Origin of the sequence: Citrobacter sp. Cb080, from assembly GCF_030334745.1 — a bacterium.
Lineage (GTDB): Bacteria > Pseudomonadota > Gammaproteobacteria > Enterobacterales > Enterobacteriaceae > Citrobacter > Citrobacter braakii.
In genome coordinates, this window is record NZ_JAOWDG010000021.1 from 25,222 (window position 1) to 49,104 (window position 23,883).

The 23,883-nt window shown below is 54.4% G+C and carries 16 protein-coding genes; 13 read left to right on the forward strand and 3 right to left on the reverse strand.

Going from position 1 to position 23,883, the window contains the following annotated elements; genetic code table 11:
• The 4 genes from murQ to tadA are packed head-to-tail and all read left to right on the forward strand — an operon-like array spanning position 1 to position 3,462.
• On the forward strand, positions 1 to 894 hold the full coding sequence (gene murQ, locus OGV38_RS00390) for an N-acetylmuramic acid 6-phosphate etherase (protein ID WP_019077406.1): 894 nt from the start codon (positions 1 to 3) through the stop codon (positions 892 to 894).
• 9 nt (positions 895 to 903) lie between these two features.
• Positions 904 to 2,268: a PTS transporter subunit EIIC gene (locus tag OGV38_RS00395; protein WP_016157168.1), complete on the forward strand. Its 1,365-nt coding sequence runs from the start codon at positions 904 to 906 to the stop codon at positions 2,266 to 2,268.
• Positions 2,269 to 2,271: 3 nt separating this feature from the next.
• Entirely contained in the window at positions 2,272 to 2,907 is a 636-nt protein-coding gene (gene yfhb, locus OGV38_RS00400) for a phosphatidylglycerophosphatase C (RefSeq protein WP_016157167.1), read from the forward strand.
• A gap of 57 nt (positions 2,908 to 2,964) precedes the next feature.
• Entirely contained in the window at positions 2,965 to 3,462 is a 498-nt protein-coding gene (gene tadA, locus OGV38_RS00405; RefSeq protein WP_046275235.1) for a tRNA adenosine(34) deaminase TadA, read from the forward strand.
• A gap of 48 nt (positions 3,463 to 3,510) precedes the next feature.
• On the opposite strand, the gene mltF is transcribed toward tadA, so the two are convergent.
• On the reverse strand, positions 3,511 to 5,061 hold the full coding sequence (gene mltF / locus OGV38_RS00410) for a membrane-bound lytic murein transglycosylase MltF (RefSeq protein WP_016154040.1): 1,551 nt from the start codon (positions 5,059 to 5,061) through the stop codon (positions 3,511 to 3,513).
• Between the two features lie 257 nt (positions 5,062 to 5,318).
• Between mltF and purL the strand changes: the two genes are divergently transcribed.
• The 5 genes from purL to glnB all read left to right on the forward strand — a co-directional run bounded on the left by purL (position 5,319) and on the right by glnB (position 13,696).
• Positions 5,319 to 9,206 (forward strand): phosphoribosylformylglycinamidine synthase, encoded by a 3,888-nt coding sequence (purL, locus tag OGV38_RS00415; protein WP_286472825.1) that lies wholly within the window; start codon positions 5,319 to 5,321, stop codon positions 9,204 to 9,206.
• Between the two features lie 560 nt (positions 9,207 to 9,766).
• Positions 9,767 to 11,197 (forward strand): two component system sensor histidine kinase QseE/GlrK, encoded by a 1,431-nt coding sequence (gene qseE / locus OGV38_RS00420; RefSeq protein ID WP_286472851.1) that lies wholly within the window; start codon positions 9,767 to 9,769, stop codon positions 11,195 to 11,197.
• 22 nt (positions 11,198 to 11,219) lie between these two features.
• The gene (gene qseG / locus OGV38_RS00425; RefSeq protein WP_049041523.1) at positions 11,220 to 11,963 is read left to right on the forward strand and encodes a two-component system QseEF-associated lipoprotein QseG; all 744 of its coding nucleotides are present in this window, start codon (positions 11,220 to 11,222) and stop codon (positions 11,961 to 11,963) included.
• Positions 11,963 to 13,297 carry a two-component system response regulator GlrR gene (gene glrR / locus OGV38_RS00430; RefSeq protein WP_332113124.1) on the forward strand — a complete coding sequence of 445 codons (1,335 nt, stop codon included), beginning with the start codon at positions 11,963 to 11,965 and terminating at the stop codon, positions 13,295 to 13,297. The genes qseG and glrR overlap by 1 nt, the downstream gene beginning before the upstream one ends.
• A 60-nt stretch (positions 13,298 to 13,357) precedes the next feature.
• Entirely contained in the window at positions 13,358 to 13,696 is a 339-nt protein-coding gene (gene glnB / locus OGV38_RS00435) for a nitrogen regulatory protein P-II (RefSeq protein ID WP_002914032.1), read from the forward strand.
• Between the two features lie 96 nt (positions 13,697 to 13,792).
• On the opposite strand, the gene hmpA is transcribed toward glnB, so the two are convergent.
• Positions 13,793 to 14,983, reverse strand: coding sequence for an NO-inducible flavohemoprotein (gene hmpA / locus OGV38_RS00440; protein ID WP_269517403.1), 1,191 nt, complete (start codon positions 14,981 to 14,983; stop codon positions 13,793 to 13,795).
• Between the two features lie 326 nt (positions 14,984 to 15,309).
• On the opposite strand from hmpA, the gene glyA reads away from it, so the two are divergent.
• Positions 15,310 to 16,563 (forward strand): serine hydroxymethyltransferase, encoded by a 1,254-nt coding sequence (glyA, locus tag OGV38_RS00445; RefSeq protein WP_003835277.1) that lies wholly within the window; start codon positions 15,310 to 15,312, stop codon positions 16,561 to 16,563.
• Positions 16,564 to 16,621: 58 nt separating this feature from the next.
• Here glyA and OGV38_RS00450 read toward each other — a convergent pair whose 3' ends face one another.
• The gene (locus tag OGV38_RS00450) at positions 16,622 to 17,815 is read right to left on the reverse strand and encodes an ROK family transcriptional regulator (protein ID WP_016154034.1); all 1,194 of its coding nucleotides are present in this window, start codon (positions 17,813 to 17,815) and stop codon (positions 16,622 to 16,624) included.
• 115 nt (positions 17,816 to 17,930) lie between these two features.
• Between OGV38_RS00450 and OGV38_RS00455 the strand changes: the two genes are divergently transcribed.
• The 3 genes from OGV38_RS00455 to OGV38_RS00465 all read left to right on the forward strand — a co-directional run bounded on the left by OGV38_RS00455 (position 17,931) and on the right by OGV38_RS00465 (position 23,883).
• Positions 17,931 to 21,212, forward strand: coding sequence for a DUF5107 domain-containing protein (locus OGV38_RS00455; protein ID WP_286472827.1), 3,282 nt, complete (start codon positions 17,931 to 17,933; stop codon positions 21,210 to 21,212).
• A gap of 139 nt (positions 21,213 to 21,351) precedes the next feature.
• The gene (locus OGV38_RS00460; protein ID WP_286472828.1) at positions 21,352 to 22,335 is read left to right on the forward strand and encodes a substrate-binding domain-containing protein; all 984 of its coding nucleotides are present in this window, start codon (positions 21,352 to 21,354) and stop codon (positions 22,333 to 22,335) included.
• A gap of 33 nt (positions 22,336 to 22,368) precedes the next feature.
• Positions 22,369 to 23,883: a sugar ABC transporter ATP-binding protein gene (locus OGV38_RS00465; protein WP_502874066.1), complete on the forward strand. Its 1,515-nt coding sequence runs from the start codon at positions 22,369 to 22,371 to the stop codon at positions 23,881 to 23,883.

Genomic DNA, 23,883 nt, shown 5'->3' on the forward strand with positions numbered 1-23,883 from the left:
ATGAATCTCGGTGCATTAGTTTCAGAAACCCGCAATCCACAGACCATGGATCTGGATGCGCTCTCAACGTTGGAGTTGGTTCATCGATTTAATCAACAGGATACGCTGGTAGCGGAAGCAGTAAAAGCAACTCTGCCTCAAGTTGCGTGCGCGGTCGATGCGGCAGCCAACGCGTTAAAAGCCGGTGGACGCATTATTTACATGGGCGCAGGGACCAGCGGGCGTCTTGGGGTGCTGGACGCGTCTGAGTGCCCACCGACCTTCGGTGTACCGCATGGTCTGGTGGTTGGGCTGATTGCCGGGGGGCCGGGCGCGCTGCTCAAGGCGGTAGAAGGCGCGGAAGATAACCCGCAGTTAGGCGAGGACGATCTGCGCGCACTCAACCTTACCGCACAGGATCTGGTGGTTGGTCTGGCGGCTTCAGGTCGCACGCCGTATGTGATTGGCGGGCTGAAATATGCGCGTTCGGTGGGTTGTACGACGGCGGCTATTTCCTGCAATCCGGATTCTCCTGTCGCGCATGAAGCGGATATTGCTATCTCCCCGGTGGTGGGGCCGGAGGCGTTGACCGGGTCAACGCGACTGAAATCCGGCACCGCGCAAAAACTGGTGCTCAATATGATCTCCACCGGTGCGATGGTGAAATTTGGCAAGGTGTACCAGAACCTGATGGTGGATATGCAGGCAACCAACGTCAAACTGGTCGATCGGGCGTGCCGTATGGTGGTTGAAGCCACCGGCATTGCGCGTGAACAGGCGCAAGCGCTGCTAAAGCAGACTGATTTTGACGTTAAGCCAGCGATTTTAATGGCGCTCACCGGCCTGGATGCCGCTACCGCCCGCGAAAAGCTTGCCGCTCACCAGGGTTTTTTACGCGCGGCGTTAGAACACTAAGAGGTGTATATGGATAAGACGGCGGTGCTGGCCAGCGACATTCTGCTGGGCGTAGGTGGAGAGCAAAATATTCTGCGCCTGGAAAACTGTATGACCCGCGTCAGGGTGGAAGTTCAGGATGACGATCAGATTGATATTCCCCGTCTCAGGCAACTGCCCGGTGTTAGCGGTTACGTGAAGCAGGGCGCGCAGCATCAGATAATCGTCGGCCCCGGTAAAGCTGCCAAGGTGGTGGATGCCATGCGCTCCCTGATTGCCGGTGGCGGCGAGCGTGCAGATGTGAATAATATCGAGCGCACCAAATCAGAGGCCAAAGCGAAGTACAAAGCACCAATGAGCGATGCGCTGCGCAAGCTGGCGAACGTCTTTATCCCTCTTATTCCGGCGTTTATCGCCTCCGGTTTGATCACCGGCATTATTAACATCCTTAAGCGACCGGATATCGTGGGGGATTTTGCGACCCATTATCCGAATATGCTGGGGCTGATGGGCATATTTGGTAGTGCCGTGTTTGCCATCATGAATATTCTGGTTGGGGTGAATACCGCCAAAGTCTTCGGCGGCTCTCTGGCGATGGGCGGGGTGATGGCGGGGATCCTCTCCAGTCCGCAGCTGGCGCAGATTACCCTGTTTGGCGAAGCGTTGCAGCCGGGGCGCGGCGGGGTGATCGCAGTGCTGCTGGTGGTTGCGCTGATGTGTTGGATCGAGCGCAAATTCCGCGAGCTGTTGCCGGAATCGCTGGAGCTTATTCTTAACCCGCTGCTGACCACCATCATTACCGGGGCCATCGCGATTGTGGCGCTACAACCGCTTGGAGGCTGGATTTCTGAATCTATCGCTCACGGCGCATCCTGGGCTATCGACCGCGGCGGGTTCCTGGTTGGTGCGATACTGGCGGGAACTTTCCTGCCATTGGTGCTCACCGGACTTCATCAAGGGTTGGTGCCCATCCACGTTGAGCTGGTACAGGCACACGGTTATAACGCGCTCTTTCCTATCCTGGCGATGGCAGGCGTTGGACAAGTAGGGGCTGCGATAGCGGTGTTGATGAAAACCCGCAATGCGCGGCTTAAGAAAGTGATCAAAGGAGCGCTGCCGGTCGGGCTGCTGGGTATTGGCGAGCCGCTTATTTTTGGCGTCACGCTGCCGTTGGGTAAACCGTTTATCGGTGCCTGTCTTGGCGGAGCGGTAGGCGGGGCGCTGATTAGCTACTGGAAGGTGGCGACGGTTATCACCTTTGGCATCTCCGGTTTGCCGCTGGCACTGACGATTGTTGCCGGAAAAGTGATGTTCTATCTGTTAGGCTATCTGGTAGCAGTTATCGCCGGGTTCCTGTTTACCTGGCTATTGGGGTTCAACGATCCAGAGGAATAAGGTTTGACCAATCACCAGCGCCGCGTTGTTTTTTTTGATTTGGATGGCACGTTACATCAGCAGGATATGTTCGGTAGCTTTATACGTTATCTGCTGCGTCGCCAGCCGCTGAATGCGTTGCTTGTGCTGCCTCTGCTACCGGTGATTGCGCTGGCGCTGCTGATACAAGGGCGCGCCGCCCGCTGGCCAATGAGCCTGCTGTTATGGGGATGCACTTTTGGTCGTAGCGAGGCGCGTCTGAAAGGGCATCAGGCTGACTTTGTGCGCTGGTTTCGCAGTAACGTGACGGCCTTTCCGCTCGTGCAGCAGCGGCTGACAACCTACCTGTTAAGCTCTGACGCCGAAATCTGGCTTATCACTGGCTCCCCGCAGTCGCTGGTCGAGCAGGTGTACTTCGACACGCCGTGGCTACCGCGTGTCAATCTGATCGCCAGTAAAATGGCGCGGGGATTCGGCGGGTGGGTGCTGCCTCTGCGCTGTTTGGGCCATGAGAAAGTGACGCAACTGGAACGCCACATTGGTGCGCCGCTTCAGCTTTATAGTGGCTACAGCGACAGTAATCAGGACAATCCTCTGCTCTCTTTTTGCCAGCATCGCTGGCGCGTCACGCCGCGCGGAGAGCTGCAACAACTCGAATAGAGTAAACGATAGCGTCTGTGTATAATGCGCCCGCTTTGATTACTGGAGTTACCCCCTTTGTCTGAAGTTGAATTTAGCCACGAATACTGGATGCGTCATGCTTTAACGCTGGCTAAGCGCGCCTGGGATGAGCGTGAAGTCCCGGTGGGCGCGGTATTGGTACATAACAACCGCGTGATTGGCGAAGGCTGGAACCGTCCGATTGGTCACCATGATCCGACTGCCCACGCTGAAATTATGGCGCTGCGTCAGGGCGGCCTGGTGCTGCAAAACTACCGTCTGTTGGATACCACGCTGTATGTCACTCTGGAGCCGTGCGTGATGTGCGCAGGCGCGATGGTGCACAGCCGTATCGGCCATGTCGTTTTTGGCGCGCGCGATGCGAAAACGGGGGCTGCCGGGTCATTAATGGATGTACTGCATCACCCTGGAATGAATCATCGGGTGGAGGTGACCGAAGGGGTGCTACGGGATGAATGCGCCACGTTGCTCAGTGATTTCTTCCGCATGCGTCGTCAGGAAATCAAAGCGCTGAAAAAAAACGCCAATTTGTAAATGCCGGTCTGATTGCCTGATGACGCTGCGCTTATCAGGCCTACGAGGCTACTTGCCCTCTTTTTTCTGCGGTGAAAACAGCAGGGAAGGGGAGTGCGACAGGTAATTTGACGACGTCTGAGACAAAAACGCCGAAAGCGGCAATTCATCTTTACCTATTAGCTCTGCCGGCGTCACCGCCGGGTAATCCTGCGCCAGTTGCTGCGTTTCAAGCGCCCGTTTTTCTTTCTCCTGCAGATACCCCACCAGACTAATCTGGTACTTACGGATATTTTCTACATAAGCGTAGGCTTCGTGGCCTCGCGCATAACCATAGGTCAGCTTGTTGTAATACGGCTTTTGGCTGAGCAGTGGCAGACGCTGTTTTACGTCGGACCAGCTGTTCGGATTGCCTTTGGTTTTCACGGTCAGCGCCCGTGCATCCAGCATGTGCGCATAACCCATGTTGTAGGCTGCGAGCGCAAACCAGATGCGTTCCCCTTCGGGGACGGTATCGGGCACTTTACTCATCATATCCTGCAAATACCGCGCGCCGCCGCTGATGCTTTGTTCGGCATCGGTACGGTCGGTAAGTCCGAGACTTTGAGCGGTATTTTTGGTCAGCATCATCAACCCGCGTACGCCGGTCGGGGAAGTGGCCTGCGCGTCCCAGTGTGACTCCTGATAAGAGATTGCGGCGAGCAGTCGCCAGTCTATCTCCTGAGCATATTTCTCAAACAGCGGCTTAAGGTCCGGCAATACGCTGTCTACGGCGCGTAAAAAGGTGCGGGTATCAACATAGTCAAAATCATCGCCATGTCCGAGATACTTTTCTTCTAGTCGCGCCAGAGAGCCGTCTTCATTCATGGTGTTAAAAAAATCCAACAGGGCGGCAGACAGCGTGTTGTCATCGTCCAGGCGACTAAACCAGGTCACCGGCTGTTCGTCAGATACGTCCAGCGCTACGGCCAGCTCAGGATGTACGCGTTGGTATAAGCTGATGGCGACGGAATCGGCAATGGTGTAATCCAGCTTCCCGGCGATAACATCATCAAGCAGTTCAGTAGTGCCCTTTTTGTCATCCACCTTCCAGCTCAGATCGGGAAATTTATTCTCTTTAAGCAACTGGAGATCGTTAACCACCACGTGCCCCGGGGCGATGGTCAGCTGATTTTCGTTCACGGTGGCAAGAGTGCGCGGGCGGTATTGCCCAACCCGATACACCAACTGTTGTGAAACCGAATAGTAGGTCGGACCTGGCTGGTAATTTTTCACCCGCTCGCTGTTATATACCAGGCCTGCGGCTAACAGATCGGCATGACCGTTATCCAGGTCGTCAAAAAGCTGGCTGATGTTCTGGCGCACGGTGACTTTTAACTTCACGCCCAGGTAGTTGGCGAACGCCTGAGTCAGTTCATAATCCAGGCCGAATTTCTTACCGTTGAGGGTCGCGTAAGTTAACGGCGAGTCGAGGGTACTGACGCGCAGTTCTCCCCGCGACTGAATGGCGGCGATACGATTTTCGGCTTTACCGAACCAGGGAATAGATGGCCAGAGGGCCGCTGCCAACAACAGCGTTAATATGCCGATGAACAGATAATTAATCTTTAATTTTTTCAATTAGTTAATTCTCTGAACCGTACGTTGTCTCTGCCTGCTGTGGTGATGATTAAGAAGTGAAGTCGTCATTAATGAGCGGCATTTTGCTTAAACTTGCGTCAGTTGGCAACTTATTCAGAAACCAGACCGCATTTGATGATAAGAGAAGGTCGTGATTTTATTTCGACGCAAACGGTTTCGTCGGCGCGGTAGATTCTTTATAATGACGCCCGTTTCCCCCACTTGGGCACACCGAAAGCTTAGAAGACGAGAGACTTATGATGGAAATTCTGCGTGGTTCACCTGCACTGTCTGCATTCCGTATTAACAAACTGCTGGCACGTTTTCAGGCTGCCAACCTCCAGGTCCACAATATTTACGCCGAGTACGTCCATTTTGCCGATCTGAATGCACCGTTGAATGAGGATGAGCACGCCCAGCTTGTACGCCTGCTGAAATATGGTCCTGCTCTTCACAGCCATGCCCCTGAAGGCAAACTGCTGCTGGTTACGCCTCGCCCTGGCACCATCTCCCCGTGGTCTTCTAAAGCGACTGATATTGCCCACAACTGCGGCCTGCAACAGATTAGCCGTCTGGAACGTGGCATTGCCTGGTATGTAGAAGCCTCTACGCTGACCGCTGAGCAGTGGCAGATGGTTGCCGACGAACTGCACGACCGCATGATGGAAACGGTTTTCTCTGCGCTGAACGATGCCGAAAAACTGTTTGTCCATCACCAGCCTGCGCCGGTCTCCAGTGTTGATCTGCTGGGTGAGGGACGCCAGGCGCTGATCGACGCTAACCTGCGTCTGGGTCTGGCGCTGGCGGAAGACGAAATCGACTATCTGCAGGATGCGTTTACCAAACTGGGACGCAACCCGAACGATATTGAACTGTACATGTTTGCGCAGGCTAACTCCGAGCACTGCCGCCACAAAATTTTTAACGCCGACTGGGTTATCGACGGTAAACAGCAGCCCAAGTCGCTGTTCAAGATGATCAAAAACACTTTCGAAACCACGCCGGACCACGTGCTGTCTGCCTATAAAGACAACGCCGCGGTCATGGAAGGTTCTGAAGTGGGCCGCTACTTTGCCGACCACAAAACCGGCCGCTACGATTTCCATCAGGAGCCAGCCCACATTCTGATGAAGGTTGAAACCCACAACCACCCGACGGCTATCTCTCCGTGGCCGGGCGCGGCTACCGGCTCCGGCGGCGAAATCCGCGACGAGGGTGCAACCGGTCGCGGTGCAAAACCGAAAGCCGGGCTGGTGGGCTTCTCCGTTTCCAACCTGCGTATTCCTGGCTTTGAACAGCCGTGGGAAGAAGACTTTGGTAAGCCGGACCGTATTGTTACCGCGCTCGATATCATGACCGAAGGTCCGTTGGGCGGCGCGGCGTTTAACAACGAATTCGGTCGCCCGGCGCTGACCGGCTACTTCCGCACCTACGAAGAAAAGGTCAACAGCCACAACGGCGAAGAGCTACGCGGTTACCATAAACCGATCATGCTGGCGGGCGGGATCGGTAACATCCGTGCCGATCACGTGCAAAAAGGTGAGATCGTCGTTGGCGCCAAGCTGATCGTCCTCGGCGGCCCGGCGATGAACATCGGGCTTGGCGGCGGGGCGGCCTCCTCCATGGCTTCCGGCCAGTCTGATGCCGATCTTGATTTCGCTTCGGTACAGCGCGACAACCCGGAAATGGAACGTCGTTGCCAGGAGGTTATCGACCGCTGCTGGCAGATGGGCGATGCGAACCCGATCCTGTTTATCCATGACGTTGGCGCGGGCGGTCTGTCTAACGCCATGCCGGAGTTGGTAAGCGATGGCGGTCGCGGCGGTAAGTTCCAGCTGCGCGATATCCTTAGCGACGAGCCGGGTATGAGCCCGCTGGAAATCTGGTGTAACGAATCCCAGGAGCGTTATGTGCTGGCGGTTGCCGCTGACCAGCTACCGCTGTTTGACGAACTGTGTAAGCGCGAGCGCGCGCCGTATGCGGTGATCGGTGAGGCCACTGAAGAACAGCATCTCACACTGAGCGACAGCCACTTCGATAACCAGCCGATCGACATGCCGCTTGATGTGCTGCTGGGTAAAACCCCGAAAATGACCCGCGATGTGCAGACGCTGAAAGCCAAAGGCGACGCCCTGAATCGTGGCGAAATCTCGATTGCAGATGCGGTTAACCGCGTGCTGCATCTGCCGACTGTCGCTGAGAAAACGTTCCTCGTGACGATCGGCGACCGTACCGTTACCGGCATGGTGGCGCGTGACCAGATGGTTGGTCCGTGGCAGATCCCGGTAGCCAACTGCGCGGTCACCACCGCAAGCCTGGATAGCTACTACGGTGAAGCGATGTCTATCGGTGAGCGTGCGCCCGTTGCGCTACTGGATTTCTCGGCCTCTGCGCGTCTGGCGGTAGGTGAAGCGCTGACTAACATTGCGGCAACGCAGATTGGCGATATCAAACGCATTAAACTGTCGGCTAACTGGATGGCGGCTGCAGGTCACCCCGGTGAAGATGCCGGGCTGTACGAAGCGGTAAAAGCCGTTGGGGAAGAATTATGTCCGGCGCTTGGCCTGACTATTCCGGTGGGCAAAGACTCTATGTCGATGAAAACCCGCTGGCAGGAAGGTAATGAGCAGCGTGAAATGACTTCGCCGCTGTCGCTGGTGATCACCGCCTTTGCCCGCGTGGAAGACGTGCGCCACACGATAACCCCACTGCTCTCTACTGAAGACAACGCCCTGCTGCTGATTGACCTCGGTCTTGGTCACAACGCGCTGGGCGCGACGGCGCTGGCACAGGTTTATCGTCAACTGGGCGACAAGCCTGCCGACGTGCGTAACGTTGAGCAACTGAAAGGCTTCTACGACGCCATTCAGGTGCTGGTCGCGCAGCGTAAGCTGCTGGCCTACCATGACCGATCCGACGGCGGACTGCTGGTTACGCTGGCGGAAATGGCCTTCACCGGTCACTGCGGTATTGACGCTGATATCCACTCTCTGGGTGACGATCGTCTGGCGGCGCTGTTTAATGAAGAGCTGGGCGCAGTGATCCAGGTTCGCGCTGCTGACCGTGAAGCGGTTGAGGTGTTGCTGGCACAACATGGCCTGGCAGATTGCGTGCACTATCTCGGCCAGGCGGTAACGGGTGACCGTTTCACCCTGAGCGCCAACGGTCAGCCGGTGTTCAGCGAAAGCCGCACCACGCTGCGCATGTGGTGGGCGGAAACCACCTGGCAGATGCAGCGTCTGCGCGACAACCCGGAGTGTGCCGATCAGGAACACGACGCTAAAACCAACGATGCCGATCCTGGCCTCAACGTTAAACTGTCGTTTGATATCAACGAAGATGTTGCCGCCCCGTACATCGCTACCGGCGCGCGTCCAAAAGTGGCCGTGCTGCGCGAGCAGGGCGTGAACTCCCACGTTGAAATGGCGGCTGCCTTCCACCGTGCGGGCTTTGACGCCATCGATGTGCATATGAGCGACCTGCTGGGCGGACGCATCGGTCTGGGTAACTTCCAGGCGCTGGTAGCCTGTGGCGGTTTCTCTTACGGCGATGTGCTCGGCGCAGGGGAAGGCTGGGCGAAGTCGATTCTGTTCAACAACCGCGTCCGCGATGAGTTCGAAACCTTCTTCCATCGCCCGCAAACGCTGGCGCTCGGGGTGTGTAACGGTTGCCAGATGATGTCTAACCTGCGTGAACTGATCCCGGGAAGCGAGCTGTGGCCACGCTTTGTGCGTAACCACTCCGATCGTTTTGAAGCCCGCTTCAGCCTGGTCGAAGTGACGCAAAGCCCGTCTTTACTGCTTGCCGATATGGTTGGTTCGATGATGCCGATTGCCGTTTCTCACGGTGAAGGCCGTGTGGAAGTGCGTGACGGCGCGCATCTGGCCGCGCTGGAGAGTAAGGGACTGGTGGCGCTGCGCTACGTTGATAACTTCGGTAAGGTGACCGAGACCTACCCGGCTAACCCGAACGGTTCGCCGAACGGAATTACTGCCGTTACTACTGAAAATGGTCGCGTCACCATTATGATGCCGCACCCGGAACGCGTATTCCGTACCGTGAGCAACTCCTGGCACCCGGAAAACTGGGGCGAGGACAGCCCGTGGATGCGTATCTTCCGCAACGCGCGTAAACAGCTCGGGTAATCAGCTCGATAACCTTTAAGCCCCTCTGTGTAAGGGGCTTTTTTTTGTCTGTCATTTTGTATGCCGCTATCCGACAATGCGTTTAAGTGTCGGGAAATCCCGACATAGGTGGGGTTACGTTGTCGCTAAAAAGAGACATTTAATTATATGATTTACAATGAATTTGTTTTTAAGTGCTGCAAGTGTTGCTGATTGGCGACAGTAAGGGTGAAAAATAGCCAAAATTATTTTTCATGTGAATAAGAACATTTTCTATATTTATCATTGTGTTAATAAAGTGTTTTGAATATTGGCACAGATGCTGCATAATATTGCCCAGTGGCTCATTCACCTTCTTATGTCAGCCCCTTCGGGACGTGCTACATAAACTTCGAATGACGCACAACAAGGTGCCTGCCGTCCAACATCTGATATTAGCATCGCTCATATCAACCTTCGGGCGAAACGTCGAGTTAGGCACCGCCTTATTCCACAACAAAGCCGGGTTAATCCCGGCTTTGTTGTATCTGACGTTCCCCTCAGTTAGCATCAACCTATTCCTGTCCATTGAGAGTAACGCCTTGAAGCGCTGGTCTGTTTTCCCCCGATCTTTACGTCAATTGGTTACGTTGGCATTTTTGCTTATCCTGCTGCCGTTGTTAGTTTTGGCCTGGCAGGCGTGGCAAAGTCTGAATGCCCTGAGCGCGCAGGCGGCGCTGACGAACCAAACCACGCTGATTGACGCCAGACGCAGCGAAGCGATGACCAATGCCGCGCTGGAGGTGGAGCGTAGCTACCGGCAATACTGTGTGCTTGATGACCCGACGCTGGCTAAGGTTTACCAGAGCCAACGTAAACGCTACAGCGACATGCTGGATGCGCATGCGGGCGTGTTGCCGGATACCAAGCTTTATCAGGCACTGCGTCAGGACCTCAACGATCTCGCGCAGTTACAGTGCACCAACAGTGGTCCTGATAGCGTGGCGGCGGCGCGGCTGGACGCTTTCGCCAGTGCCAATACTGAAATGGTACAAGCGACGCGCACGGTCGTCTTTTCTCGTGGGCAGCAGCTACAGCAGGAAATCGCCGAACGTGGGCAGTTCTTTGGCTGGCAGGCGCTGGTGCTGTTTCTTGTCAGCCTGGCGATGGTGTTGCTGTTTACCCGCATGATAATCGGTCCGGTGAAGGGCATAGAAAAAATGATCAATCGTCTGGGGGAAGGGCGCTCGCTGGGCGATAGCGTATTATTTACGGGACCCCGGGAGCTGCGGTCCGTGGGCCAGCGCATTATCTGGCTGAGCGAACGTCTCTCCTGGCTGGAGTCACAACGACATCAGTTTTTACGCCACCTGTCCCATGAGCTAAAAACGCCTCTGGCGAGCATGCGCGAAGGTACCGAGCTGTTAGCCGATCAGGTCGTTGGGCCGTTAACGCCAGAGCAAAAAGAGGTGGTCGGTATTCTTGATGACAGTAGCCGCAACCTGCAAAAACTGATTGAGCAACTGCTCGATTACAACCGCAAGCTGGCGGATGACGAGGTTGAGCTTGAACGTGTGGAAATCGCGCCGCTAGTGGAAAGCGTTGTTTCTGCACATAGCCTGCCCGCTCGCGCCAAAATGATACATACTGATGTTGCGCTTGCGGTGAACGCCTGCCTGGCAGAACCGATGCTATTGATGAGCGTGCTGGACAATCTTTATTCCAATGCGGTGCACTATGGCGCTGAATCCGGTAACATTTGGATCCGCAGCAGTTTGCATGGCTCAATGGTATACATTGATGTAATGAATACCGGCACACCGATTCCAGAAGCAGAACAGACCATGATCTTCGAGCCTTTTTTCCAGGGTAGCCATCAGCGAAAAGGGGCGGTAAAAGGAAGCGGGTTGGGGCTGAGCATTGCCAGAGATTGCATCCGCCGTATGCGGGGCAAACTGTATCTGGTTGATGAGCATGCGCAAAACGTTTGTTTTCGCATAGAACTGCCGCTATCTGCAGCGAAAAATCACTAAAATAAACCTAAGTCTGGTGAGTATGCCATACGTTGTTGTCCGAATGCTTAAACGACATTTTTTCCGTCGCGTCATCCTCGCAAGCCTGCCGTGTCTGGCGCTGGTAGGCTGCGTCCCGAACGCGGTGAATCATATTATCGGCGACCCTTCGCAGGAGAAAATTCCGCCTCATCAACTGGCGGACTACCTTGCTACCGACTGTAGCGATATCTGGTCGCTGTCTGGTCAGCCCACAGAGACCAATCCGCTGTACTGGCTGCGGGCGATGGATTGCGCCAATCGCCTGATGCCGGTACAGGCGCGTAGTGAAGCCAGCACGATGATGCCTGATACCTGGCAGGGGGCTTTCAGGCGCGGGATCCTGCTTGATAACGCCAACATTACGCCGCCTGAAAGGCGGGAGACGGTTACGCGCCTCGACGCATTAAGCCCGCAAATTCCGCCACAGGTACGGCCGCTGTATCAGGTCTGGCGCAGCAGTCAGACGTTGCAGTTGCAACTGGCCGAAGAGCGTATGCGCTACAGCAAGCTTCAGCAGGCGTCAGACAGCGATCTTGATACGCTACGTCAGCAGCAACAACATTTGCAGTCTCAGCTCGATCTCACGACCCGCAAGCTGGAGAATCTAACCGATATTGAACGCCAGCTTTCCACGCGCAAACCTGCCGGTAGTTACAACCCTGATGCGCCGCACGGGAACGATAAACTCACCCCACCTGATAACGAGGAAGGCGCAGCGCCGTCTGCCGATGAGGTCACGCCATGATAAGCCGTAAGCCCGCGCATCTGCTGCTGGTGGATGACGATCCCGGTCTGTTGAAATTACTTGGAATGCGCCTGACCAGCGAAGGCTACAGCGTCGTAACCGCAGAAAGCGGGCAGGAAGGGTTACGGGTACTGAACCGTGAAAAAGTGGATCTGGTTATTAGCGATCTGCGCATGGATGAAATGGACGGCATGCAGCTGTTTACTGAAATCCAGAAAGTGCAGCCGGGAATGCCGGTTATTATCCTCACCGCTCACGGTTCCATCCCCGACGCCGTTGCGGCGACTCAACAAGGGGTGTTCAGCTTTCTCACTAAGCCGGTCGATAAAGACGCGTTATACCATGCGATCGACGGGGCGTTGGAACAGTCTGCGCCTGCCGCTGATGACAGCTGGCGTGAGTCCATCGTCACCCGCAGCCCACTGATGCTGCGCCTGCTGGAACAGGTGCGCATGGTGGCGCAATCGGACGTAAGCGTATTGATCAACGGCCAAAGCGGAACCGGGAAAGAAGTTTTTGCCCAGGCCATTCACAACGCCAGCCCGCGCAGCCACAAGCCCTTTATTGCCATTAACTGCGGCGCATTGCCGGAACAACTGCTGGAGTCTGAGCTGTTTGGTCATGCGCGCGGCGCCTTTACCGGCGCGGTGAGCAATCGTGAAGGGCTGTTTCAGGCCGCGGAAGGCGGGACGCTGTTTCTCGATGAGATTGGCGATATGCCCGCGCCGTTGCAGGTTAAATTGCTACGTGTATTGCAGGAGCGAAAAGTGAGGCCGCTGGGCAGTAACCGCGATATCGATATTGATGTGCGGATCGTTTCCGCGACCCACCGTGATTTACCCAAAGCGATGGCTCGGGGGGAATTTCGCGAAGATTTGTACTATCGCCTCAACGTGGTGAGTTTGAAGATCCCGGCGCTGGCCGAGCGTACGGAAGATATTCCGCTGCTGGCAAACCATCTGCTGCGCCAGTCTGCTGAACGACACAAACCGTTCGTGCGCGCCTTTTCGACCGATGCCATGAAACGGTTAATGACCGCCAGTTGGCCTGGTAACGTGCGTCAGTTGGTTAACGTGATTGAGCAGTGCGTGGCGTTGACCTCTTCGCCGGTGATCAGCGACGCGCTGGTGGAGCAGGCGCTGGAAGGGGAGAACACCGCGCTGCCGACCTTTGTTGAAGCGCGTAACCAGTTTGAACTCAACTACCTGCGTAAGCTGTTGCAAATCACCAAGGGCAATGTGACCCATGCGGCGCGAATGGCGGGGCGCAACCGCACCGAATTCTACAAGTTGCTCTCTCGCCATGAGCTGGATGCAAACGATTTCAAAGAATAAATCTGCGGATTATGTTAGTTTTATTCGATCAAAAGACAGGCGACCTTTTCAAGGAATAGCATGAAAAAGATTGATGCGATTATTAAACCCTTCAAGCTGGACGACGTCCGCGAAGCGCTGGCTGAAGTCGGCATTACCGGTATGACTGTAACAGAAGTGAAAGGGTTTGGCCGTCAGAAAGGCCATACTGAGCTGTACCGTGGTGCGGAATATATGGTGGATTTTCTGCCGAAGGTAAAAATTGAAATTGTGGTCACCGACGATATCGTCGATACCTGCGTCGATACCATTATTCGTACTGCCCAGACCGGTAAAATCGGCGACGGTAAGATTTTTGTCTTCGACGTGGCACGCGTGATTCGTATTCGCACCGGTGAAGAAGACGACGCGGCAATCTAAGCCGCGCCGTGCTTGCCGGATGGCGGTGTAAACACCTTATCAGGCCTACAATATCCCGTAGGCCTGATAAGCGCAGCGCCTTCAGGCATGATGTAATTACAAGACTTTATGCGGGCCGAAGCATTCGTAATGAATGTTCTCGTTTTTCACGCCCAGGCCGACCAGCTGCTTCGCGGCAAACTGCATAAAGCCAACCGGACCGCACAGATAAAACTGCATCGCCGGATCGCTGATTGCGCCTTCCCGTTTGTTCAAATCCATCAGACCAACGCTATCAAACGCACCTTTCGCGCGATCGGCTTCGGTTGGCTCACGATACCAGGTGTGTGCGCTAAAGCGTGGCAGCGTTTTGCCCAGTTCATTCACTTCATCGGCAAAGGCATGTACATCGCCATTTTCTGCCGCGTGGAACCAGTTAACCTGCGCCGTATGATTCGCTTTTGCCAGCGTATCCAGCATCGCCAGCATCGGGGTCTGACCTACGCCTGCTGAAATCAGAGACACTGGGGTATCGGTCGCGACGTCCATAAAGAAATCGCCCGCAGGTGCGGCTAAGTGAACGATGTCGCCAACATTCGCATGGTTGTGCAGCCAGGTGGAAACCTGACCACCGTCTTCACGCTTCACAGCAATACGGTAGCCTTTGCCATCGGGTTTACGGGTCAGTGAGTACTGACGAATTTCCTGATGCGGGAAACCTTCCGGCTTCAGCCAGACGCCCAGGTATTGCCCCGGATGATATTCAGCCACTGCGCCACCGTCGACAGGTTCAAATTCAAAGCTGGTGATAAGCGCACTGCGTGGGTTTTTTGCCACGATGCGGAAAGGACGGGTACCTTCCCAGCCGCCATTTTTATTGGCATTTTCGCTGTAGATCTGCGCTTCACGGTTGATGAAAACGTTCGCCAGCACGCCGTATGCTTTGCCCCATGCATCCAGAACTTCCTGGCCTGGGCTGAACATTTCGTCCAGCGTTGCCAGCAAATGGCCACCTACGATGTTGTACTGCTCCGGCTTAATCTGGAAGCTGGTATGCTTCTGCGCGATTTTCTCAACGGCAGGCAACAGCGCCGCCAGGTTCTCGATATTGCTGGCATACGCGGCAATAGCATTAAACAGCGCTTCCCGCTGATCGCCATTACGCTGGTTACTCATGTTGAAGATTTCTTTCAACTCTGGGTTATGCGTAAACATGCGATCGTAGAAATGGGCGGTCAGCTTCGGGCCTGTTTCAACCAGCAGGGGAATGGTGGCTTTCACTGTAGCGATGGTTTGTGCGTCAAGCATACGGTCTTCCTTTATCTGAAATTTCAATGATGTATGTCAAATGCATCTTATAAAAAATACCCCTGCATTGTAAATGGTTCTTTGTAACTTTGCGTTGTAAAGGTTACATCGTGAAAAATCTGCATCACAAACCTGAAAAGAAATCCGTTGAAATTCAGCAGACCTTTGTTCTCCAAAGCCTTGCGCGCCGTGAAGGTAATCGTTTGCGTAAAATCCTTTGTCAAGACCTGTTATCGAAGAATGATTCGGTTATACTGTTCGCCGTCGTCCAACGGGACTGCCTTTTTAGGCCGAAATTCTATTGTTAGCTGAGTCAGGAGATGCGGATGTTAAAGCGTGAAATGAACATTGCCGATTATGATGCCGAACTGTGGCAGGCTATGGAGCAGGAAAAAGTACGTCAGGAAGAGCACATCGAACTGATCGCCTCCGAAAACTACACCAGCCCGCGTGTTATGCAGGCGCAGGGTTCTCAGCTGACCAACAAATACGCTGAAGGTTATCCGGGCAAGCGCTACTACGGCGGTTGTGAGTACGTTGATATCGTTGAGCAATTGGCTATCGATCGTGCAAAAGAGCTGTTTGGCGCTGACTACGCTAACGTACAGCCGCACTCCGGCTCCCAGGCTAACTTCGCTGTTTACACCGCTCTGCTGCAACCGGGTGATACCGTTCTGGGTATGAACCTGGCGCAAGGCGGCCACCTGACTCACGGTTCCCCGGTTAACTTCTCTGGCAAGCTGTACAACATCATCCCTTACGGTATTGATGAGTCCGGTAAAATTGACTACGAAGATATGGCTAAGCAGGCCAAAGAGCACAAGCCGAAGATGATCATCGGCGGCTTCTCTGCTTACTCCGGCGTTGTTGACTGGGCAAAAATGCGTGAAATCGCCGACAGCATTGGCGCATACCTGTTCGTTGACATGGCGCACGTTGCGGGCCTTATCGCCGCAGGCGTTTACCCGAACCCGGTTCCACACGCACACGTAGTGACCACCACCACCCACAAAACCCTGGCGGGTCCGCGCGGCGGCCTGATCCTGGCGAAAGGCGGTGACGAAGAGCTGTACAAAAAACTGAACTCCGCGGTGTTCCCAAGCGCGCAGGGCGGCCCGCTGATGCACGTGATCGCGGCGAAAGCCGTGGCGCTGAAAGAAGCGATGGAGCCTGAGTTTAAGGTTTACCAGCAGCAGGTTGCCAAAAACGCCAAAGCGATGGTGGAAGTGTTCCTGAACCGTGGCTACAAAGTGGTATCTGGCGGTACTGAAAACCACCTGTTCCTGCTGGATCTGGTTGATAAAAACCTGACCGGTAAAGAAGCTGACGCCGCACTGGGCCGCGCTAACATCACTGTTAACAAAAACAGCGTGCCGAACGATCCGAAGAGTCCGTTTGTGACTTCCGGTATCCGTATCGGTTCTCCGGCTGTAACTCGCCGTGGCTTTAAAGAAGCGGAAGTGAAAGAGCTGGCTGGCTGGATGTGTGACGTTCTGGACAACATCAATGACGAAGCCGTTATCGAGCGCGTCAAAGGTAAAGTTCTGGATATCTGCGCACGCTTCCCGGTTTACGCGTAATTCTGCTTAACGCAAAACGAAAGGCCGCTGATGCGGCCTTTTTTCATGCTCATCCCGGTCAACGAATCGTCTGTAGTTGCTCCTCCACATACAGATAACCAATTCCCATCAGCTGTTGTGCGCGGCTCAGCTTGCCAAAGCCGATTTGGGTTGCTCTGGTGCGAGTCGCGTCACGATGATCGAAGGGGTTAAATCCCGTCTGCCTGATGATGATATTCAGCCACTCTTCCCCAAAGCCACAGCTGCGGCCGTATAACAAAATATTGTTTATATTTAAGGTATTCAGGAAGTTGTAGAGACTAAGTCCGATGGCGTTGGCCGAGTCTTCAACCCAGGCATGAAGGCGTAAATCCCCCTGTTGCCATTTTTCAATCAAGGCATCAATGGTTAGTGCTTCAGGATTATCAGCGAGATCGGGGCGCGTTTTTAACCACATTCTCGCCTGTTTTTTTAGCGCGCTGAGGGACGCTACGGTTTCCAGACAACCGTATCGACCACAATCGCAGGCTACGCCATCAGGGTTGATAATCGTGTGCCCGATTTGTCCGCTGCCGTAGAGACTGCCGCGCCATACCTGGTCGTTGATAACAAATGATGAGCCAATACCATAATCGACATTGATGACGCAAAAGTCCCGATACTGACCGTCGTTTTGCCATTTTTCCGCCAGCGCCAGCATCACACAATCGTTATCGACCATGACGCGCACGTTGAGTTTTTCTTCCAGTAGGTATTTCAACTCCACGGGTTGTTTCCAGGGCGCCTGCGGCATCGTCTGCGATACGCCAGTTCCCGCATCAACCTGTCCATGAACCGCCAACGCCAGATTGATTTTTCGATTAGGCCAATTTTTACGGTACTGATGCCAGCATTTCTCAATGGCCGCGAGTAATGCCTGGGGATGGGGGGCGTCAATCGCATGGTATTCAACGTCGCCTTTTGGACTCAGGCAGGCGTTGCCAAGCTGGCACTCGATACTGGTAGGCGTGATGTTCATGCATAAGGTCCAGTCACCCTCCGGGGCGATAAGCCAGGCGCCGCTGCTATGGCCGCGTGACAGACGGTCGTCCGGTACATTTACGACGCGTCCCTCTTCCTCCAGCTCCTGAAGAATATTGCTGACGGCAGGAATCGAGATTTGTGCCAGTCGGGCGAGGGTCGATTTGCTGGCTCGTTTCTTGCGATACAGGTACTCCAGCAGCACACCCTTGTTGTAATGGCGAATTTGCTGATTGTTAATGCAGGCTTTCATACACTAAACCTTGTTAACTAAATTGCGTGATTATTGTGCGTAAAACCCGTAATTCTGTCCATTACACTGCTCTCATTATTTCACTCTAGTATGTCTTGTTAACTTTGAGGGCGTTATGAGTTCAGTAAACGTTTGGCAGGAGACGGTACATATTCCGACCTATGAAACGGGGGCGCAGGATGTACATCCCATGTTTCTGGAGAATCGGGTTTATCAGGGGTCTTCCGGGGCCGTGTATCCCTACGGTGTGACGGATACGCTGAGCGAGGATAAAACGTTAAAGGCCTGGCAGGCGGTATGGCTGGAAAATGATTATATCAAAATCATGATCCTGCCTCAGCTTGGGGGCCGCGTGCATCGCGCATGGGATAAGGTGAGGCAGCGTGATTTCGTTTATCACAATGACGTTATCAAACCCGCGCTGGTGGGGCTGCTTGGTCCGTGGATCTCCGGGGGGATCGAGTTCAACTGGCCGCAGCACCATCGACCCACTACGTATATGCCGGTGGATTTTACGATTAGCGAAAATGACGATGGCTCAAAAACAGTGTGGGTTGGCGAGACAGAGCCGATGCATGGGCTGCAGGTGATGACCGGATTTACTCTGCGCCCGCAACGTGCAGCGCTGGAGATTGGCAGTCGGGTCTACAACAGCAATGCCACGCCGCGTCATTTCTTATGGTGGGCGAATCCGGCAGTGAAAGGTGGCGACGGGCATCAAAGCGTCTTTCCACCGGATGTCACCGCGGTGTTTGATCACGGCAAACGTGCGGTTTCAGCCTTCCCGATCGCCACCGGAACGTATTACAAGGTGGACTATTCGGCGGGTGTTGATATCTCTCGCTATAAAAATGTTCCGGTACCGACCTCCTACATGGCGGAAAAGTCAGAATACGATTTTGTCGGCGCCTGGTGCCATGATGAAAATGGCGGGCTTCTGCATGTTGCGGATCATCATATCGCGCCGGGGAAAAAACAGTGGAGCTGGGGGTATAGCGAATTTGGTCAGGCATGGGATAAAAATCTGACCGATGAGAATGGGCCTTATATCGAACTGATGACCGGTATTTTTGCCGATAACCAACCGGATTTTACCTGGCTTGACCCATTTGAAGAAAAGCGTTTTGAGCAATACTTCCTGCCTTACCACTCGCTGGGCATGGTACAGAACGCCTCGCGCGATGCGGTGATTAAACTACAGCGTGATGACGAGGGGATTGCCTGGGGTGTGTATGCCATTTCGCCTCTTTCCGCCCACCGTCTTACCCTTTGCGAAGAGGGGAACCCGCAGCCGCTGTTGGATGAAGTGATTGAGCTGATGCCATGCGCCGTTGTGCAGGGGGCGTTAACCGGGATTAATCCCGCTCGTCTGACGATAACGCTGTCCGATCGCCACGACAGGAGCGTATTGCGTTATCAGGAACATCAGCCGCAGGAGATACCGCTGCCGGAAGTGGCGAAAGCCCCGCTAAGCGCGGATGAGATCGGCAGCGTGGATGAGGCGTGGTTTATCGGCCAGCATCTGGAGCAATATCACCACGCCAGCCGTTCACCTTTCGACTATTACCTTCGCGGCCTTGAGCTGGATCCACTGGATTACCGCTGCAATCTGGCGCTGGCGATGCTGGAATATAATCGCGCCGACTACGTACGAGCGAGCGATTATGCCACTCAGGCGTTGGCGCGTGCGCATCGCCTGAACAAAAATCCGCAGTGCGGGCAGGCAAGCCTGATCCGCGCCAGCGCCAGAGAACGGCTACAGCAATGGCACGATGCGCAGGAGGATTTTGGGCGCGCAGTGTGGAGTGGTAACAGCAAAGCGGGCGGATATTATGGGCTTGCCAGGCTGGCTACGCGAAATGAGCGTTACGATGATGCCCTGAATTTTTGTCGGCAGAGTCTGCTGGCGTGTCAGACCAACCAGGATGTGCTGTCTCTCGAAACATTATTACTGCACCTCACCGGTCGTCATGGCGAGGCACTGCAACTGACCGAAAACCTGCTGCGCGACTATCCGCTGAATCCCACTTTCTGGTGGGTGAAAGCGACGATCTCTGCAGCCGAATCGGACATGGCCCGCTGGGTGGGCGTCTGCCAGTCGCGGGATATTAACGCCTTGCAGACCGCCGGATTATTGCTGGACTGGGGAATGACTGAGCGGGCGAAAGCCGTCCTGACCGCGCTTAACTGCCAGAAAACGCTACCGCTCTATTTGCAAGCCAGTTTGAGCGAGGGGAATGAGCGCCTTGCGCTGATAAACCGCGCGCGCGAGGTGTTTCCTGACTTTGTGCGTTTTCCCAATCTGCTGCCGGAAGTGGCGGCGCTGGAAAATGTCACAGAGTGCTATTTTGCTCAGCACCTGCTCGCCTGCTTTCACTACAGCCGGCGTAACTATGAGAAAGCGACTCACCTGTGGCAGCGCTGTGTTGAGATGGCCCCTGATTTTGCTGATGCCTGGCGAGGGCTGGCGATTCATGCGTGGAATAAACTGTCTGATGCCAGTCTGGCGACGGCGTATCTGGATAAAGCGTGTGAGCAACAACCGCAAGACGCTCGTCTTTTGTTTGAGCGCGATCTGCTGGATAAGCTCACTGCCGCAGAGCCAGGCAAACGCCTTGCCCGGCTGGAGGCAAATCTCGCTACGGCACTGAAACGCGACGATTTAACGGCGGAGCTGCTGCATCTTTGGCATCTCGCCGGGAAAACGGATCACGCGGCCGGGATCCTTTCTTCGCGTAAGTTTCATCCCTGGGAAGGTGGCGAAGGAAAAATAACCAGTCAGTTTATTATCAATCACCTTTTGCGAGCCTGGCAGCATATTCAGCACCAGCGTCCGCAGCAGGCTGAAGCGTTGCTGACTGCCGCGCTGCACTACCCGGATAACCTCAGCGAAGGACGGTTGCCGGGTCAGACCGATAACGATATCTGGTTCTGGCTGGGGATTTGCGCCCGGCAGCAGGGTATGGAAGAACGTGCTGTCGAGTGTTTCCAGAAAGCGGCGCGGGGCGATCGGACGATCAACATTCATAGCTACTACAACGATCAGCCGGTGGATTACCTCTTCTGGCAAGGTATTGCCTTGCGGATGACGGGTGAAAACGCGGCCAGCCACCAGCTTTTCAACGATATGCTGCAATGGTCGCAACACATGGAGGCTGAGCAGGTGGAGGCCGATTTCTTCGCGGTATCCCAACCCGATCTCCTCTCGTTATATGCCGATATCCAAAAGCAGCATCAGGAGAAATGTTTGCTTGTGCGCTCCCTGGCGACGGCAGGACTGGGCGGCGGAGCAAGCTACGAGCAGGCGCTATCTGAGCTGGAAGCGCTCAATCCCGCCTGGGCGAAAGCTGCGCTGTTTCGACAGACAATGCCCTTCGTGCTGCACCTCATTAACTAAAGAACGTTTACTGTAATCTTTGAGCGGCCTGACCCGCCGCTTTCTTCGGGATGTTTAGAATATGTGAAATCGCCCGGCGGACGCTTATGTTCCGCCGAAGCTAAACAACAATAAATGCCTGACCCTACAGGAGGCACGTATGTCTAAAAATAAGGTAGTCTCATTTTTTTCATATTTACTGTTAACGTTGTTGAGTATTTCATTCCCCGGCTTTAGCGCAGAGAAAGAGATTACCGTCGGTGCAATCTACCTTGATACTCAGGGGTATTACGCTGGCGTACGTCAGGGCGTTCAGGATGCGGCACTAGAGAATCAGGCAAAAATTCAGCTCATTGAAACCAATGCTCAGGGCGATATTTCCAAAGAGAGTTCGTTTATCGATACGCTGGTCGCGCGCAACGTGGACGCCATTATTCTCTCTGCCGTTTCAGAAAACGGCAGCAGCCGCGCGGTTCGCCGGGCCAGTGAAGCCGGTATTCCGGTGATTTGCTACAACACCTGTATCAATGATAAAGGCGTGGACAAGTATGTCTCTGCCTACCTGGTTGGCGATCCGGTTGAATTTGGTAAAAAGCTGGGGGAGGCCGCGGCTGATTATTTTATTGCACAAAAAATCAGTGCCCCAAAAATTGCGATAATTAACTGTGAAGCGTTCGAGGTCTGTGTGCAGCGGCGTAAAGGCTTTGAAGAGGCGCTAAAAGCACGCGTTCCGGATATGCAGATTGTCGCGAATCAGGAAGGAACTGTTCTCGATAAAGCCATCTCTGTGGGCGAAAAGCTGATTATCTCCTCATCCAGTCTGGACGCCATTATGGGGGAGTCCGGCGGGGCGACGCTGGGTGCGGTTAAAGCGGTCCGCAATCAAGGGAAAGCGGGCAAAATTGCCGTGTTCGGCTCGGATATGACAACGGAAATCGCTCAGGAATTGCAAAGCTATCAGGTGCTGAAAGCCGTTGTCGACATTTCGGGTAAGAAAATGGGCAATGCCGTTTTCGCACAAGCCATGAATGTGATTAATAAAACCCCACAGGCAAACAAAATCATCCCTGTGGACATCGATACCTACGTTAAATCTGAAGATGGTAAGCAGTGGCTGACTACGCATGTCGACGGTCTGCCTTGATGACTCTTGTCCGTTAACTGAGGTAGAGATGTGATGACAGCAAGTGAAAAAACGTCGACACCGGTCGCGAAGATAGTCGCAGGAAATAAGCGTTATCCCGGCGTCGTGGCGCTGGATAACGTGAATTTTATGCTCTCAAAAGGTGAGGTTCGGGCGCTATTGGGGAAAAATGGCGCGGGAAAGTCCACGCTCATTCGTATGCTGACCGGCAGTGAAAGTCCTGATAGCGGCGAAATTTGGTTGGGTGGAACCCGCCTTGAGGGCAGCGATGCCACGCTGACGCGACGCGCAGCGGAGTTGGGGGTCAGAGCCGTATACCAGGAGCTGAGTCTGGTTGAGGGATTGACGGTTGCTGAAAATCTCTGTCTTGGTCAATGGCCGCGTCGTAATGGCATGATTAATCAGACTATGATGGCTCGCCAGGCGACAGAGGCACTGGCGGCTCTCGGTGTTGATGTTCCACCCGATGCTTTAGTCGGGACGTTGAGTCCGGCACAAAAGCAACTGGTGGAGATTGCCCGTGTAATGAAAGGCCAGCCGCAGGTGGTTATTCTCGATGAACCGACCAGCTCGCTGGCTAATGCGGAAGTTGAGTTGGTGATCAACGCGGTAAAACGGATGTCAGCGCTGGGCGTCGCCGTGATTTATGTCAGTCATCGCATGGAGGAGATCCGCCGTATCGCCTCTTGCGCAACGATCATGCGCGATGGTCAGGTCGCCGGGGATGTTACGCTGGAGAGCACGACCACTCAGGAAATCGTATCGTTGATGCTGGGCAGGGAACATATCGATCTCCCGCGGGTTAAACCCGGCATCTCGCTAACGACTCCGGTTCTGCAGGTTGCGCAATTATGCCATCCGCCAAAGCTACATAATATTAGCTTTACGCTGCACCGGGGCGAAGTCCTGGGGATTGCAGGTCTGCTGGGATCGGGCCGTAGCGAATTACTCAAGGCAATCATTGGATTAGAGTCATTTTCCCGCGGAGAAATCACGCTGAACGGCGTGATTTCTCCGCAGCCTGATTATGCCGCAATGCTCAAAAGCGGCGTGGGCTATACCCCGGAAAACCGTAAAGAAGCGGGGATCATTCCGCTACTGGGTGTGGATGAAAACACGGTAATGACCAACCGACACAAGGTGAGTCAGCGTGGCGTGTTGAACTGGCAGCGGATCCAGGCGCTGACGGCGGCGGTGATGAGCAGGATGACGGTAAAAGCGGCAAATACGCAGACCGCAATCGGGACGTTATCGGGCGGCAATCAGCAAAAGGTGGTCATTGGACGCTGGGTATATGCCGAAAGCGAAATTTTGCTCCTTGATGAGCCGACGCGCGGCGTCGATATCGAAGCCAAACAGCAGATATATCGTATCGTGCGTGAGCTGGCCGCAGAAGGAAAAAGTGTCATCTTCATTTCCAGCGAAATAGAAGAACTGCCTTTAGTTTGCGATCGTATTTTGCTGCTGCAAAACGGCGAATTTACCCGCGAGCTTTTAGCCCCTGTAAATGTCGATGAATTAATGTCGGCCATTCTATCCACGCACTAG